Origin of the sequence: Williamsia sp. MIQD14, from assembly GCF_051025635.1 — a bacterium.
In the GTDB taxonomy this organism is placed as follows: Bacteria; Actinomycetota; Actinomycetes; order Mycobacteriales; family Mycobacteriaceae; genus Williamsia_A.
Window position 1 is genome coordinate 549,712 of record NZ_JBPFDG010000002.1, and the last position, 15,444, is coordinate 565,155.

The 15,444-nt window shown below is 70.0% G+C and carries 9 protein-coding genes; 2 read left to right on the plus strand and 7 right to left on the minus strand.

Going from position 1 to position 15,444, the window contains the following annotated elements; all coding sequences use genetic code 11:
* The first annotated feature begins 95 nt into the window (after positions 1-95).
* On the plus strand, positions 96-998 hold the full coding sequence (locus ACQ7HM_RS10090; RefSeq protein ID WP_434216119.1) for an SGNH/GDSL hydrolase family protein: 903 nt from the start codon (positions 96-98) through the stop codon (positions 996-998).
* A 9-nt stretch (positions 999-1,007) separates the two neighbouring features.
* Here ACQ7HM_RS10090 and ACQ7HM_RS10095 read toward each other — a convergent pair whose 3' ends face one another.
* The 6 genes from ACQ7HM_RS10095 to lysX all read right to left on the minus strand — a co-directional run bounded on the left by ACQ7HM_RS10095 (position 1,008) and on the right by lysX (position 11,479).
* The gene (locus ACQ7HM_RS10095; protein ID WP_434216120.1) at positions 1,008-3,206 is read right to left on the minus strand and encodes an FUSC family protein; all 2,199 of its coding nucleotides are present in this window, start codon (positions 3,204-3,206) and stop codon (positions 1,008-1,010) included.
* 71 nt (positions 3,207-3,277) lie between these two features.
* Positions 3,278-5,023 (minus strand): metallophosphoesterase, encoded by a 1,746-nt coding sequence (locus tag ACQ7HM_RS10100; protein ID WP_434216121.1) that lies wholly within the window; start codon positions 5,021-5,023, stop codon positions 3,278-3,280.
* 151 nt (positions 5,024-5,174) lie between these two features.
* Positions 5,175-5,966: a DUF1295 domain-containing protein gene (locus ACQ7HM_RS10105; protein WP_434216122.1), complete on the minus strand. Its 792-nt coding sequence runs from the start codon at positions 5,964-5,966 to the stop codon at positions 5,175-5,177.
* A gap of 12 nt (positions 5,967-5,978) precedes the next feature.
* On the minus strand, positions 5,979-7,286 hold the full coding sequence (locus ACQ7HM_RS10110; protein ID WP_434216123.1) for a class I SAM-dependent methyltransferase: 1,308 nt from the start codon (positions 7,284-7,286) through the stop codon (positions 5,979-5,981).
* Positions 7,283-7,969 carry an alpha/beta hydrolase gene (locus ACQ7HM_RS10115; RefSeq protein WP_434216124.1) on the minus strand — a complete coding sequence of 229 codons (687 nt, stop codon included), beginning with the start codon at positions 7,967-7,969 and terminating at the stop codon, positions 7,283-7,285. Before ACQ7HM_RS10115 ends, ACQ7HM_RS10110 begins: the two co-directional genes overlap by 4 nt.
* A 75-nt stretch (positions 7,970-8,044) precedes the next feature.
* On the minus strand, positions 8,045-11,479 hold the full coding sequence (lysX, locus tag ACQ7HM_RS10120) for a bifunctional lysylphosphatidylglycerol synthetase/lysine--tRNA ligase LysX (protein WP_434216125.1): 3,435 nt from the start codon (positions 11,477-11,479) through the stop codon (positions 8,045-8,047).
* A 307-nt stretch (positions 11,480-11,786) separates the two neighbouring features.
* Between lysX and ACQ7HM_RS10125 the strand changes: the two genes are divergently transcribed.
* Positions 11,787-14,132 (plus strand): amino acid permease, encoded by a 2,346-nt coding sequence (locus ACQ7HM_RS10125; RefSeq protein WP_434216403.1) that lies wholly within the window; start codon positions 11,787-11,789, stop codon positions 14,130-14,132.
* On the opposite strand, the gene ACQ7HM_RS10130 is transcribed toward ACQ7HM_RS10125, so the two are convergent.
* On the minus strand, positions 14,123-15,433 hold the full coding sequence (locus ACQ7HM_RS10130) for an NAD(P)/FAD-dependent oxidoreductase (protein ID WP_434216126.1): 1,311 nt from the start codon (positions 15,431-15,433) through the stop codon (positions 14,123-14,125). The genes ACQ7HM_RS10125 and ACQ7HM_RS10130 overlap by 10 nt on opposite strands.
* Positions 15,434-15,444: the final 11 nt, after the last annotated feature.

Sequence of the window (15,444 nt, forward strand, 5' to 3'; positions counted from 1 at the left end):
GCACACGGCCCGCGCGTGATCATTCGCCGTCGATGAGTCATCATTGCTCCGATGCGAGTGGCGACGTCGCCCTCGACGACAGGGCGGGGAGCCTCATGCGCACGGACTCAGCAGTCGGTTCGATCCGGTCGGGTTCGCCGGTCCGGGCCGCCGTCACCGTCGTCGTCGCGATCGCGGCGCTGCTCGGTCTCGGTGTCGTCGCACCCGCCTCGGCGGCCACGCCGGTCCGCTACGTGGCCCTCGGCGACTCCCGGGCGATCGGCGCGGGCATCGTCGAGTCGTTCGACCCCCAGGGCTGCGGTCGCGGAGGCGGCGGCTACCCCGAGCGCGTCGCCCGCGCACTGCGTCCGGCGTCGTTCACCACCGTCGCGTGCCGCGGCGCGGTGACCGCCGAGATCACCGACCGTCGCCAGACCACCCCCCTGCCGATCGTGCGCAGCGTGCCGATCCAGGCGGCCGCCCTGCGCCCCGACACCACCCTCGTCACCCTCTCCATCGGCGGCAACGACATCAACTGGGGCTCGCTGATCGGGCCGTGCTTCTCGTTCGTGCCGGGCACGGACTCGCGATGCCGCACCAATGCGACCGTCGCGGCGAACATCACCGAGAAGCTCGCCGCGCTGAGCGTGTCGATGGATCGCGTGTTGAACGTCGTCGACGCGAATTCGCCGCGGGCCCGCGTCCTCGTCGTCGGTCACGGCGGCTACTACGGCCTGCGCGGCTGCTACCCCGACGCACCGTTCAGCTCCGCCGACGCGGTGTTCGTGCGCGACTTCTTCACCCGCTTCAACGGTGTGCTCTCGGCCGCCGCCCGTCGCCACGGCGACACCTTCGTCGACGTCGCCGGACCCGCGGTCGGCCACGACGCCTGCACCCCGGACGGTGTGCGCTGGTTCAACGGCAAGATCCCGCGCGGTGACGGCCTGTCCGATCACCCCACGCAGGAGGGCAACGCCGCCATCGCGCGACTGGTGCTGGCGGCCATCCGCCGGTCCTGACCCGCCGCGTCACACCGGGACGCGCGTGAGCGCGGCCGAGTGGTCGAGCCGGTCGAGCGCGCGCACGGCCACGATGGTGGCGGTCGAGAGTTCCTGCGCGTCACGGGACAACACCTGCGCGACAGGACTCGCGTCGGCGAGGGTGTCGTCGTACTCTCCGAGCTCACCCCGAACCACCGAGCGCAGCGACATCACCGACGCCCGCACCCCGTCGGCCCCGTCGACCACCGCGCGCGCGAGGTCGCCGGTGGGTCCGCTGGCCGGGTCGGCCGTCGCCGCGAGCATCCCGGCCCGCACCAGCGCGTGCGCGGCGCGGTCGCAGGCCTCCAGCACCCGCACCAGGCGCGCGGTCCCGCGACGGGCACGACTGGCCGGCCCCATCCCGAGAGGCCGTGCGGCGGTCTGCAATTCCTGGAGCGCGGTGTCGAGCCGACGCGCCACCGGCACGAGGTCGACACCGCTGCCGGGCTCCACGACCGAGGTGATGGAGTCGTCGATGACGTCGCCGAGCGCGTCGAGGTATGCATCGACCTTGTCGCGCACCGTCTCCCGGGTACGGGTGGGCAGGATGAAGTACGCGGCGGTGATACCGACCGTGGCGCCGACGCACGTCTCGGCGATACGTAGCTCGAGTACGGCGATGGAGAACGTGCCGAGCAGCCCGTAGAGCATCGCCAACAGCACGGTGATGAAGAAGACCAGCAGACCGTTGGCCACGGTCACCAGGTAGAACGCGCAGAACACGCAGACGACGATGAGCGCGAGCTGTACCGGCGCCCGGTTGCCGACGACGGCGGCGAGCAGCACGCCGGCGAACACCCCACCGACGGTGCCGACGATGCGATGGCCTGCGCGGGTGAGGATCTCGCCCCGCGTGGTGGTACCGGTGAACACCACGAACGCCGAGAGCACCGCCCAGTACCACCGGTTCGGTGACACCAGTTCGCCGAGCACCGTGGCGACCGAGGTCGCGATCGCCACCTGGATCGCGGTGCGGGTGCTCGGCTGCAGTCGGTCGAACTGGGCGCGCAGGCCGCGGTGCCGAGGCGTCTCGGGGCTCGCGGCGTCGTCGGCGGCGGACGCGGTCCCGGTGCGGGCGGGGAGCACCGCGGCGGGTTCGTGGGCCTCCGCGGTCGCGAGGGCGTGCGCGGTCACCCGGTGAACGGCGATGTGCGCGCGCACCGTTCGGGCCGCGGCCCGGATCACGATGGAGTGCTGATCGCTGTCGGTGGCCGCCGCCTCGGCGCGGGTGACGATGCGTCGTGCGACCGTGAGGTCCTCCGACGAGGGGTGATTGCGCAGCACCGACCGCACCGCGAGCAGCACCTGCGCGACCGCGGGCCGCTCGGCGAGCACCGACCGCGGCGTCCCCGGCCGCGGACGCATCGCGAACGCCAGTTGTTCGGTGGCCTGCTGCGCGTCGAAGATGCGCCGCGAGAGGTCTTTCCCGGTCACCGACACGTGCGCCGCGGCGACGTTGCGGTCGAGCCAGTCCTCGATCATCAGCGCGGTGTTGGCGAGGCGTTCGAGCGCATGTCGGACGGCGTCGCTCGACGCGGGTTCCTCGTGCCGCCCGACCGGGGCGGCACCGGGGACGTTCGCGGGTGCGATGAGATCGACCACCGCGAGCGACGACGCCCGCAGCGCGCGGGTCAGTCGGGTGAGTTCGGCACCGGCCCACTCGTGTTGGAACGCGAAGCGGACGGTGAGCGCGCACGCGACACCCACGAGCACCGACCCGATGAGCTCGGGGATCTGGCCCGGGGTGGCGCGCAGGAACAGCGCGAAGAAGTACGCGATGAACGACCCCATGCCGAGGGCGAACCCGCGCGGCCCGAAGCGACGGACCCACACCGCACCGAAGAGCACCGCCACGAAACCGACGTCGGCGAGCACGCCGTACTGGGCCAGGAACGTCGAGACGGTCACGGCGGTGGCCGCGGGCAGCGCGATGAGCGCCGTGGTGAGCAGGCGACCGCGGGCGGTGCGGTCCTTCACCACGAACGAGGAGAACATCGCGACCACCGAACCGAGCATGGCGACGGTGATGGCCTCACCGAACAGGCGCGTCAACGCGACGAGCACGCTGAGCGCGAGCACCAGCGTCAGCGTGGTCTGACTGGCACTGCGCAACCGCAATTGCCCCGGATCGGACACCACCAGGAACCGCAGTGCGCGGTCGATCGCCGGACGCACCGAGTTACCCATGATGGCTACAGACTAGGCGTAAGACACTGACGGCTCCCCGAAGACAACCGGCGCCGACTGCGACGGGGCGGTCAGGAGCCGAACGGGACCCCGCCGATCGAGATGGCGCGGGTGAAGGTGAGTCGGTCGAACTCACGGCCGTACTCGTCGATGGCCGAGATGTCCATGCGGCTCTTGGTGATCCCCGGGATGCCGGGGACCACGTCGATGCTGATGAACGAGTAGTTGCGGAAACGCACCCGCGACCACTCGACGCTCTCGGCCTGCTTCTTGCCGTCGGCGGTCCACACGTAGCTGTTGGGGACCGTGTTGTCCTTCACCACGTTGCCGCGGTAGCTCTCCGACTCGCCGGGCTGGAACCCGTAGCGGGGCCGTCCGCCGCCACCGACGGTGTAGTAGACGGTGCCGTCGGTCTTCGCCGACACCGTCGACCCGTCGGGAGCGGGCTTGCGCGCCTGGTTGTTCCGGATCGGATCGGTGCGCTCGAAGATGTGGTTGTGGGCCTGGAACACGGCGTCGACCTGGTACTGGTCGAACAGCTTGCTCCACGCCGCCCGCACGCCGCCGTCGCTGGCGTGCGAATCGGTGGTCGAGTACGCGCAGTGGTGGAAGAACGCGACGATGAAGTCGATGTTCGGGTCGGCGCGGAACTTCGCCAGCGTGCTCGCGACCCAGCCGGTCTGCCGTCCGCCGCTGTAGCCGGTGTTGGCGGTGATCTCGTAGGAGACGTCGTTGGCGTCGAGGGAGAGCACCGCGACGTTGCCGTAGACCACCGAGTACACCGACGGGCACCCCGCCGGGCCGTTCGTCGGCTGGTCGAGGCGTGCGGCGTGGCCGCCGTATCCCTGCGGGCCGTAGAGGGCCTCCATGTCGTGGTTGCCGGTGGCGAACATCCACGGGGTACGCGAGGCGGTCTTCTCGATCGCCGCGAAGTAGCCGTCCCACACGTACGGGTTGAACTTGTCGAAGCCGGTGGGCGCGCTGCCGCTCGGCACGAAGTTCGGCGGCTTGCCCGCACCCGACGGGTCGGCGTAGGCGATGTCGCCGGCGAGGATGTGGAACGCGCCGTTGCGGGCGGCGATCTGGTTGACGATGTTCGCCGCGTGCTTCACGTTCGGCTGGTTGTCGGCCTTGTAGTACAGGTCGTCGTAGTCACCGGCCTTGAGACCCGGGGGCTGCGTGGGGGTCTCGTCGACGCCCTGGTCGCCCATCATGGTGAACCGGAACGGGGCGCTGCGTCCGCGACCGAGGGCCGGCGCGGCGCTGCGGACGTCGGTGGTGCGGCCGTCGGCGGTGCGCCAGCGGTAGAAGTGCGGGATGCGCGAGGGCAGGCCGTCGACCGGGGCGTGCACGTAGAACTGCTCGGCGCCGAGGATGCCGCCGCTGCTGATCGGGACCTGGCTCACCAGGTTGCGGACCTCGGCGACCGTTGTCGCACCCAGCGCCGGGGTGGGGCCGTGATCGAGGAACACCTTGGTGGCGCCCGGGTTCCGCGAGAGCTGCGCGGAGAACCGGAGCTGGCTCGCGGCGTCGGAACCGAACGAGACGTGGCGTCCACCGACGGCCAGCGGCGCGTCGGCGGCGTAGGCGATGCCCGAGAACGCGAGGTTCCCGACACCGGCGGCGGCCGCGGCGGCGGCACTGCCGGCGAGGAAGTTGCGGCGTGAGACCGAGTGCCGCCTGAGGTTGTTCTGGTGCCACTCGAACTGTTCGGCGGTGGTCATGGTGGCCGCCGCCGACAGCGGCACCCCCGTGTCGACGGTCTCCCCCGTCGGATTGACCCTCGACGTGCCACTGCTGAACGGATTCACGGCCATGCATGTAGATCACGGCACCAGCCCGGCAGCGTGGTGATCGACGGGTGTCGCGCCGGTGAACGACGCCTGAACGCTGCTGCCGATACGGGCAACCCGCCCATCGGCTCGTCGATCAGGCGCGCACTCAGGCCTTCGTCGGCGGCAGTGGCGGTCAGGCCTTCTTCGGCGGCAGGGGGATGAAGTAGCTGGTGCGCTGTTGGTACTCGCGGTAGCCGGGGCGCTGCTCCATGTGACGTTCGAGCAGGCGGGCGCCGGTGGCGAACACGAGGAAGTACGTCATCGCGATCGGCGACAGGAACGTGACGACGGTGGGCCAGAAGGTCATGCATACGAGGAACGTGCCCCACCAGACGCAGGCGTCGCCGAAGTAGTTGGGATGTCGCGTGTAGCGCCACAGCCCCTTGTCCATCACGGTGCCCTTGTTCGACGGATCGGCCTTGAACCGGTCCATCTGCAGGTCGCCCACGGTCTCGAACGTGACGCCGAGAACCCAGATCAGCACCCCGATCACCGCGAGGTACCAGAGCGTGCCGTGCGCGACCGACGACACCTGCAGCGGCAACGAGACGAACCACAGCGCCGGTCCCTGCGTGGCGTAGATCTTCGTGATCGCGGTCAGTGCACGGTTGCCGCCGGCGTCGTCGAGGAGCTTCTCGTAGCGGGGGTCCTCACCCTTGCCACGCGACCGACGGAACATCGACGTCGCCAGGCGCAGGCCCCAGGCACCGATGAGCACCAGCACCAGCAGACGTCGCCACAGGTCGCCGTTGCCGAGGACCGCGGTGATCGCGGCGATCACGACGAAGCCGAGTCCCCACGTCACGTCGACGACGTTGTGGCGGCCGATCGAGAACCCGATCGCGGCGGTGATCGCCAGCAGGATGATCACACCGGCCAGGCTCGCGCCGGTGACGATGCCGAACTGGCTCCAGTCGAAGGTCATCGCACCAGCCTGTCAGAAGTTGCGGACCGGGGGCATCGACGAGCGGCCGCGGGCGTCGGGGCGCACCGACAGGATCTGGTCGACTCCCATCCGGCCGTCGCGGAACGCCATCCCGCCACCGACGAGGTACAGACGCCACACGCGTGCGGTCTCCTCGCCGACCATGGCGACGACGTCGTCCCACCGCTTCTCGAAGGTGTCGTACCAGACGTCGACGGTGCGGACGTAGTGCTCGCGCATCGCGTGCACGTCGCGGACCTCGAGTCCCGACTGCTCGATCATCGCCACGGTCTCGCCGACCGGGCGCATGAACATGTCCGGCGCGATGAACTGCTCGATGAACGGCCCGCCGCCGGGGTTGTCGCCCTTCTTGCGGGACATCTGCTGGATGAGCACCCGCCCGCCTTCGACGACGTTGTCGTGCAACGCCTTCGTGTACGTCGGGTAGTTCTGCTGGCCGACGTGTTCGCCCATCTCGATCGACGCGACGGCGTCGAACGGGCCGTCGGGGATCTCGCGGTAGTCCTGGATGCGGATCTCCACGCGGTCACCCAGACCGCGTTCGGCGATGCGGGCGTCGATGAACGCCTTCTGCTCCTTCGAGATGGTGACGCCGGTGACCTGCGCGCCGTACTCGGCCGCGGCGAACAGGCTCAGCGAGCCCCAGCCGCACCCGACGTCGAGGAAACGCATACCCGGGCGCGCGTCGAGCCCGATCTTGCGGCAGACCATGTCGAGCTTGTCGCGCTGCGCCTGCTCGAGGGTGTAATCGGGTGCGTCGGAGGTGAAGTAGGCGCTCGAGTACGCCATGTTCGGGTCGAGCACCATCGAGTAGAAGTCGTTCGACAGGTCGTAGTGGTGGCTGATGGCGGCGCGGTCGCGGGCGAGGGTGTGGAGCTTGCCCTTCACCACGGCCTGGCTCGCGGGCGCCGGGAGCGGTCGTCCGAGGACCCCGAGCTTCGACACCGCGCGCACCAGCTGCGCGACACGGGCCGGGGTGATCGCGATGCGCGACAGCTTCCGTTCACCGACCACGCGCCACACGTGGGTCAGCGCCTCGTTCAGGTCGCCGTCGACGTCGATCTCGCCGGTGACGTAGGCCTGTGCGGCGCCGAGTTCGCCCGGGCTCCACAGCAGTCGGCGCAGTGCCTGGGGGCTGCGCAAGATCACTTTCGGCGCATCGGCGGGACCGGCTGTGCTGCCGTCCCACGCGGTGAGGTGCACCGGCAGCTCGCCGCCCACGTAGGGCGCGAGGAGCTCGGCGACGGTGCCTGCGGCGCCGGAGGTGGTGCGGCCGGCCACGGTGGGGGTGGTCGTCATCGTCGGTTCTCCTGTCGAGCGTCGTCGTCTGTCTGGGCGGAGGCGATGCGGGCGAACGCCGCGCCGACGGCGGCCACCGTACGGCGGGTCCACACCCACGATCGCATCAGCATGAAGTGTCCCGCAGCTCCCATCGACACCCACCGGGCGTCGACGCCGCGGTCGGCCGCGCGGACCGTCGCCTTCAGCGACAACCGCGGACTGGTCCACCGGTCCATCCGACCGTGCAGGACCATCAGGTGCTGCCGGGTCGAGAGGGTGTCGGTCTCGGTGCCGTCGGGCCACCACGGGGCGAGCGCGACGATGGAGTCGACGGACGGGTCGTCGGCCACCGCGGCCGCGGTCCGACCGCCCATCGAGTGCCCGAGCAGGATCACGCGGGTGTCGCCGAAGCGGGCACGGATCTCGTCGAGCGCCCAGCGCGCGTCGGCCACGGGCGACCGGTCGGCACCGTTCCAGCCCCGCATCCGGTACTGGAGCATCACCACCGCGGCGTCGGGCATCGTCTTCGCGACGGCGCGGGCGAACGGTCGCAGGCGCGCGGCCGACAGCTGGCTGGTCTCGGCGGGAGCGGTGCTGGCGACCTTGCCGCCGTGCAGCACCAGGACGACCGCGGTCGGTGCGGGTGGGGTCTGTGTCCAATGCAGCGCAGGCCGCATCGCCCCCGGGGTGTCAAAACTCATGTCGGTGATTCGACACCGACGCCCATGTGGATCTGTCGGCGGGCAGTGGCAACCGCCACCACCCCGCCCCGTCGGTCAGGTCTGGGGTCGGACGAAGGGGAAGGTGAGGGTCGGGCGGATGGGCACGCCGCAGAGCATCATCACCAGCCGGTCGACGCCGAGCCCGAGGCCGCCGGTCGGGGGCATGGCGTAGCCGAGCGCGTGCAGGAAGTCCTCGTCGAGGGCCATGGCCTCCGGGTCACCGCCGGCCGCGGCCAGCGACTGGCGGGTGAGCCGCTCACGCTGGTCGACCGGATCGGTCAGCTCCGAGTACGCGGTGCCCAGTTCGGCACCGAACCCGACGAGGTCCCACTGCTCGGTGAGTCGCGGATCCGACCGGTGCTTGCGTGCCAGGGGCGACACCTCGACCGGGAAATCGCAGTAGAACGTCGGGAACCGGGTCTGCTTCTCCACGAGCGCCTCGTAGAGCTCCATCACCATCTTCCCGGCGGGCATGTCGCCGGTGGTCTCGACACCGTGCTGTGCGCACACCGCGGCGACCTCGGCGGGAGAGCTCGCCGACGACAACGATGTGCCGCACGCCCGCGACACCGCCTCGTGCACCGTCATGATCGGCCACGCGCCGTCCAGACGTACCTTCTCGACCTCCCCGGACTCGCTGCGCTGCACCGCGATCGGTTCACCGTTGACCGCGACGGCCATCGCCAGGATCAGTTCGCGGGTCAGTTCGCGCATCGAGTTGTAGTCGCCGTAGGCCTGATACGCCTCGAGCGAGGTGAACTCGGGGTTGTGGGTGGCGTCGGCACCCTCGTTGCGGAAGTTGCGGTTGAGCTCGAAGATGGCGCCCATCCCGCTCACACACAGTCGCTTGAGGTAGAGCTCGGGCGCGATGCGCAGGAACAGCTTCTGGTCGTAGGCGTTGATGTGGGTCTTGAACGGTCGCGCCGAGGCGCCGCCGTGCACCGTCTGCAGCATCGGCGTCTCGACCTCGAGGAACGCATGCGCGTGCAACGTGTCGCGCAGTGCGCGCACACCCCGGGATCGCTTCTGCAGCAACTCGACCGCCGACGGGTTGGTCAGCAGATCCAGCGGCCGATCGCGCACGCGGACGTCGTCGGAGAGTTCGGCCGTCAGCTGCGGCATGGGGTTGAGGCACTTGCCGGCCATGGTCCACCGCGACATCGCCACCGACAGTTCGCCGGTGCGCGACGCGATCACCTCGCCGGTCACCGCGATCAGGTCGCCGGTGTCGACGCTGCGCCGGAACCGTTCGTGTTCACCGGTCGTCGCGACATCGGCGTCGGAGACGATCTGGATGCGGGCACGGTCGTCCTCGAGGACGGCGAACTCGACGCCGCCGAGGTCGCGGATCGCCCGGACGCGTCCCGCGATCGACACGGTCTGACCGGTTCGCGCTCCCGCCCCGAGACCCGCGTGCGCAGAACAGATCTCGACGACCCGATGGGTGCGCTCCACCGACACCGGGTACGCCTCGTGCCCCGACTCCCGGATGGTCTCGAGCTTGTCGAGGCGGGTGCGCTGCTGGTCGTTGAGCTTCGGCGCGGGAGCCCGCGCGACCAGCAGGTCGCGTTCGAGATCGGCGACGGCACGTACGAACGCGGGGTCGTCGCGGACGGGCTGCTGGTCGGGGGTCTTGGTGCCCACCAGGAACTTCGGGCCCATGTGCGGCAGGAAGCCCTCGGCGACACCGACGGCGACCGCGGCACGCATCACCGTCAACGACGGGTGATAGCAGAGCATCCGGGGCACCCACTGCGGGTGGTATTTCTGGTTCGAGCGGTAGAGCGATTCCAGTTGGTAGAACTTCGAGGCGAAGCTGAGCACGGCGTCGCTGACACGGGTGACCGGGCCCGCACCCTCGCGTTCGGCACCGGAGAACACCGACCGGAACACCGCGAAGTTCAACGACACCCGCCGGATCCCGAGATCGCCGGCCGCCTCGATGAGCCGGGCCACGAGGAACTCGTTGATGCCGTTCTCCGCGGCGCGGTCGCGGCGCATGAGATCCAGCGACACCCCGCGCAGGCCCCACGGAACGAAGGACAGGAATCCGCGGATCGTGCCGTCGGCGTCGTGCGCGGCGACCAGCAGGCAGCGACCGTCGACCGGGTCGCCGACACGGTTGAGCGCCATGGAAAAGCCGCGTTCGGTCTCCTCACCGCGCCACGCCTCGGCGAGGCGCTGCACCTCGGCGAGTTCGTCGGGCGACAACTCGCTGTGGCGACGCATCGAGATGGTGTAGCCGGCCGCGGTGACGCGGTTGACGGCCTGTCGTACCGGTTTCATCGAGGTGCCGCGCAGGGTGAAGTCGTCGACATCGATGATCGCCTCGTCGCCGATCGACAACGACTTGAGTCCGGCCGCGCGGTACACTTTCGACCCGGCCTCGCCGGCCGCGAGCACCGCGGCGTGCAGGCTGTGGGTGCGGCAGTTCTCCAGCCACGCCTGGACCGCGCCGGGCCACGATTCCGCGGCGCCGATCGGATCGGCACTGGCCACGCTGACGCTGCCGACCGCACGAAAGGTGACGGCGGCCTTGCCGTCGGCGGAGAACACGACCGACTTGTCGCGACGCGTCGCGAAGTACCCCAGCGAGTCGTCCTCGCCGTTGCACAGCAGCAGCTGGCGTACGCGCAGTTCCTCGTCGGCGTCGACGAACTCGTTGTCGCGGTTGGCCCGGTACAGCGTCACCATCGCGAGCACCAGCGCGATGGCCGACATCGACCCGGCGAGGACGTAGATGAGGTGGTGCCCCTCGTGGCCCTCGAGCAGCGGGGTGTCGAGCCGCGCCCGGTCGCCGAAGGTCGAGCGGAAGCTCCACAGCGCGACCTCGTCGATCCCGCGCAGCGACCGCGGGAAGGCGAAGGTGAGCAGAAAGGTGACGACGAACGAGGTGAGCAGTCCGCCGAAGAGGACACCGAGGGCGACGCGCACCGACCGGCGGGCGAGTTCGGCGGTGTACGCGCGACGCGACCACGCGACGGCGATGAGGGTCGCCGCACCGACGGCCAGCACCGACCACGCGATGACGCGGGCGACGTGGATGCTGTGGTCGGCGCGGAACGTCACCTGATCGGAGTAGAAGGTGAGCAGCACCGCGACGTTCGCGTCGTCGATGACCGCAAGGATCATGACCGCGACGAGCGCGGTGTGGGCGGCCTTGAACCGGCGCCGCACGGCACCCGCGAGGGCGAGCACCAGCAGCACGACGAACAGGCTGGGATCGGCGGGCACGTTGAACGCACTGACGATGTCGGTCGCCCAGTCGAACACCCGGACGTGGCGGAACGGGATGGCCAGCAGCGACACGATCGCCGCGAGGGTCAGCAGTCGCCCCGACCACTGCGCGATGCGCTCGGCGGCCACCGTCCGCGCCGACGCGCCCCGCTCGGATCCACCTCGACCGGGCCGGCGGCGACGCGGTGTCGGCGTCGTCGACGGGTGCGAACCGTCTGTCTCCGGGCGCTCGACGGAAGGGGCTGCAGACATAAAAGCCGAGAGTAGCAGCGCGGCGAGATGGCCGAGGGCGCATGACGATCCGCCTGCGAGGGGCCGCGCCGACGGTGTCGGGGGACACACCCCGAGCCCTTCGGGCACGCACTTCGCATTGTCCGTTTTGTCGTTGTCGCAGTGTCGATCTCGGCCGTTGCCGCACCGCCGCGAAGCGTCGGTGGCCTAAGCTGACGCTGGTCCGCTCCGATCGCGATCGGGCGCCGTGTCGCAGGAGGAAGTCACCGTGTCCGACCGCACCGAGCCCCACGTCGTCGGCAGCCCGGCCGAGGGCGCAGGCGTCGAACTGTCGCGCAACGTCCCCGAGTCGGTCGGGTACGCCGCGAAACGCCTGCTGCTCGGCAAGCCGATGATCACCGACGAGCTCAAGAACGAGCGGCTGACCAACCCGGTCGCGCTGGGCGTGCTCGCCCCCGACGCCATCTCCTCGACGGCCTACGGCAGCGAGCTGATCCTGGTCGAACTGCTCCCCTACGCCGGCCTCGCCGCGTTCTCGCTGCTGCTGCCGATCACCGGCGTGATCCTGTGCATCCTGATCCTGGTCGCGGCCTCCTATCGCCAGGTGGTGATGGCCTACACCCGCGCGGGCGGGTCGTACGTGGTCGCGCGCGAGAACTTCGGCCCGCGTGTCGCGCAGATCGCGGCCGCCGCCCTGCTCATCGACTACGTCGTCACCGTCGCGGTGCAGGCGTCGGCGGGCACCGTGGCGGTGGTGTCGGCGGTGAAGCCCCTCGGGCCCTACAGCCTCGAGATCACCATCGCCGTGGTGGTGCTGATGTGCTGGGCGAACCTGCGCGGCCTGCGCGAGGCCGGCCGGCCGTTCGCGATGCCCACCTACTTCTTCACCGGCATGGTGCTGCTGATGATCGTGGTCGGCGTGATCCGCGAGGCCACCACCGGCCTGGCGAAGTACGTGCCGTCGGAGCTGCCCGGCACCGTCGAGGTCCACCAGGGCAACGGGCTGATCGCCGGCGCGACCCTGCTCATCCTGCTGCGCGCGTTCGCCAACGGCGGCTCGTCGCTGACCGGAGTCGAAGCCATCTCGAACACCGTCGGATCGTTCCGCAAGCCCGAGGGCCCCAACGCCCGTCAGGTCCTCACGGTGATGGCCTGCGTCCTCGGCATCCTGCTCACCGGTGTCGCGTGGCTCGCCTACGAGACCCACGCGACGCCCTACGTCGACGGCTATCCCTCGGTGCTGTCGGAGATCGCGCGGCGGGTGTTCGGCGGCGGCGCACTCGGCTCCACGCTCTACGTGCTGCTGCAGATCGCGACCGCGGCCATCCTGTTCACCGGCGCGAACACGAGCTTCAACGGGTTCCCGGCACTGGCCAATTTCGTTGCCGCCGACCGGTTCCTGCCGCGGCAGCTCGGCAAACGCGGACACCGCCTGGTGTTCTCCAACGGCATCATCGTGCTCGCCCTGCTGGCCATCGTCCTGCTCGTCGCGACCGGCGGCTCGGTCAACGCGCTCATCCCGTTCTACGCGATCGGTGTGTTCACCGGGTTCGCCATGGCGGGTTACGGGATGACCAAACACCATCTCACGCACAAGGAACGCGGCTGGCGACGTCGCCTCGCCATCAACCTCGGTGCCGGCGTCGTCTCGACGGTGGTGGTGGCGATCTTCGCGATCGCCAAGTTCACCGAGGGCGCGTGGCTCGTGGTCGTCGTGTTCCCGCTGCTGGTGTTCGGGCTCATCCGCCTCAACCGGGAGTACCGCGCCGAGGCCGCCATCCTCGAGGAGTTCCGCTCGAACCGCCCCGAGCAGGTGAACTACGCCCGCCACACCGCGTTCGTGCTGGTCAGCGCCGTCGATCTCGCCGTCCTCGAGGCCCTGCGCTACGGGCACGGTCTGCGCGCCGACGAGCTCACCGCGGTCCACCTCATGGTCGACGCCGACCAGGCCCGCAAGCTCCGGAAGCGGTGGGAGCACTACGGGCTGCGAACGCCGCTGACCATCATCGACTGTCCCGACCGTCGTCTCACGCGCGGCGTACAGCGTCTCGTCGTCGAGTCACTCGGGGCCGCACCGCGGTCGCACGTCACCGTGCTGCTGCCGCGGCGCACCTATGCGCCGCTGCTGGGGCGACTGCTGCACGACCGCAGTGCCGACAAGATCTCCCGCGCGGTCAGCGAGATCCCGCACGCCGCGGCGACGATCATCCCGTTCGACGTGCAGGCCGAGATCCGCAAGGCGTTCCCCGATGTCGTCGAGGAACGCCTCACGCGGCGGGTCGAGCAGTTGCAGGCCCGCATCGCCCGCGACGACGAGTCGGCGCGCCGCGAGCACGACGAGCCCGCGGCAGCGTCGACCCTGGCCATCGGTGGGTTGCTGCCCGGTCACCGCGGCACGGTGGAGGGCCGCGTCCGCGACACCTTCGACCGCAGCATCGACGACGAGGAGGTCCACATCGTCGAGATCACCGACGACAGCGGACTGCTGCGACTGCGGTTCGCGCCCGACGACGACCGCGCCGCCGGCGGGACCGACATCGTCCCGGGTCAGGTGGTGCGCGCGAGTGGCAAGGCCCGACAGGGCCGCAAGGGCGTCATCATGATCAACCCGACCTACGAGATCGTCGATCACCCCGACGGGAGCGGGGAGCCCGACGCCTCCGATCAGGGGTAGGGACGCCGCGCGGTCTCGGGATCGCCGTAGGTGATGGCGCGTTCGCCGCGACTGCCGCCGATGATGGTCGACGCCCAACTCGCCAGCGTCCACACGCGGTTGCGACTGCCGGCGAGGAAGAAGATGTGGATGCCGCCCCATCCGAGCCATCCGAGGAAACCGGACAGCCGCAGCGGACCCGACTCCAGCAGCGCGTGGTAGCGCGAGATGTAGGCGGCGGTTCCGAGATCGCGGTAGCGGAACGGGCTGTCGGTCTTCGCCTTCCCGCCCACCACGCGTGAGATCAGCACCGCGGCATGATGTCCCGACTGCATCGCCACCTCGGCGACACCGGGCAGCTCGTCGAGGCTCATCACGTCACCGACGACGAAGATGTTCTCGTGCCCGGCGACGCGCAGGTCGGGTCCGACGGGGATCGTGCCGCCGCGAGCGGGCGTGACACCCGTCGCCTCGGCCAACGCGCCCGCGAAGGGGACCGCCTCCACCCCGGCGGTCCACAGCACGGTGCGGGTGTCGATCTGCTCGGTCGCCTTGGTCTTCTTGTCGGTGGTGATCACGTGATCGCGGGCCACGTCGGTGACGTGACGCCCGAGGACGGTGGTGACGCCGAGCTTGTCGAGGGTCTTCTGCGCCTTGCCCGACAGTCGCGGGTGGAACGACTCGAGCACCCGCTCGCCGCCGTGCACGAGGATCACCTGTGCCTCGGCGGGGTCCATGGAGTCGAACTCCTTCGACAGCGCGCGGATCGCGAGTTCGCGTATCTGCCCGGCGATCTCGACCCCGGTGGGGCCGCCGCCGCTGATGACGAAGGTGAGCCACGGTTTGCGCAGCGCCGCCGTCGGCAGGGTCTCGGCGATCTCGAACGACGAGATGATCTTGCGTCGGATCGCAAGAGCGTCGTCGACGGTCTTCATGCCCGGCGCGAACTGTTCGAACTGTTCGTTGCCGTGGTACGACTGCCGCGCCCCGGCGGCGAGGATCAGGTAGTCGTAATCGATGTCGAAGGTCGACCCGTCGAATCGGCGCGCGGTCACCGTCTTCGCGGCGACGTCGATGCTCGAGGCCTCACCGAGGAACACGCGCAGGTTGCGGCATCGCCGCAGCAGGTGTCGGAGCGGGCTGGCGATGTCGCCCTCGGACAGCAGCCCGGTGGCGCACTGGTAGAGCAGCGGCTGGAACACGTGCGAGGTGCCCCGGTCGAGCAGGGTCACCGAGACGTCCGCCCTCTTCAGGCGCCGAGCGGCGAACACGCCGGCGAAACCTCCGCCGATGATCAGGACATGCGGTCTATCACCAGCCATGGTTCGATTCT

Bases quoted from the DNA above. Each gene is read 5' to 3' on its own strand.
- ACQ7HM_RS10090 (WP_434216119.1), top strand. From the start codon at position 96: ATGCGCACGGACTCAGCAGTCGGTTCGATCCGGTCGGGTTCGCCGGTC.
- ACQ7HM_RS10100 (WP_434216121.1), bottom strand. From the start codon at position 5,023: ATGGCCGTGAATCCGTTCAGCAGTGGCACGTCGAGGGTCAATCCGACG.
- ACQ7HM_RS10105 (WP_434216122.1), bottom strand. From the start codon at position 5,966: ATGACCTTCGACTGGAGCCAGTTCGGCATCGTCACCGGCGCGAGCCTG.
- ACQ7HM_RS10115 (WP_434216124.1), bottom strand. From the start codon at position 7,969: ATGAGTTTTGACACCCCGGGGGCGATGCGGCCTGCGCTGCATTGGACA.
- ACQ7HM_RS10110 (WP_434216123.1), bottom strand. From the start codon at position 7,286: ATGACGACCACCCCCACCGTGGCCGGCCGCACCACCTCCGGCGCCGCA.
- ACQ7HM_RS10130 (WP_434216126.1), bottom strand. From the start codon at position 15,433: ATGGCTGGTGATAGACCGCATGTCCTGATCATCGGCGGAGGTTTCGCC.
- ACQ7HM_RS10095 (WP_434216120.1), bottom strand. From the start codon at position 3,206: ATGGGTAACTCGGTGCGTCCGGCGATCGACCGCGCACTGCGGTTCCTG.
- lysX (WP_434216125.1), bottom strand. From the start codon at position 11,479: ATGTCTGCAGCCCCTTCCGTCGAGCGCCCGGAGACAGACGGTTCGCAC.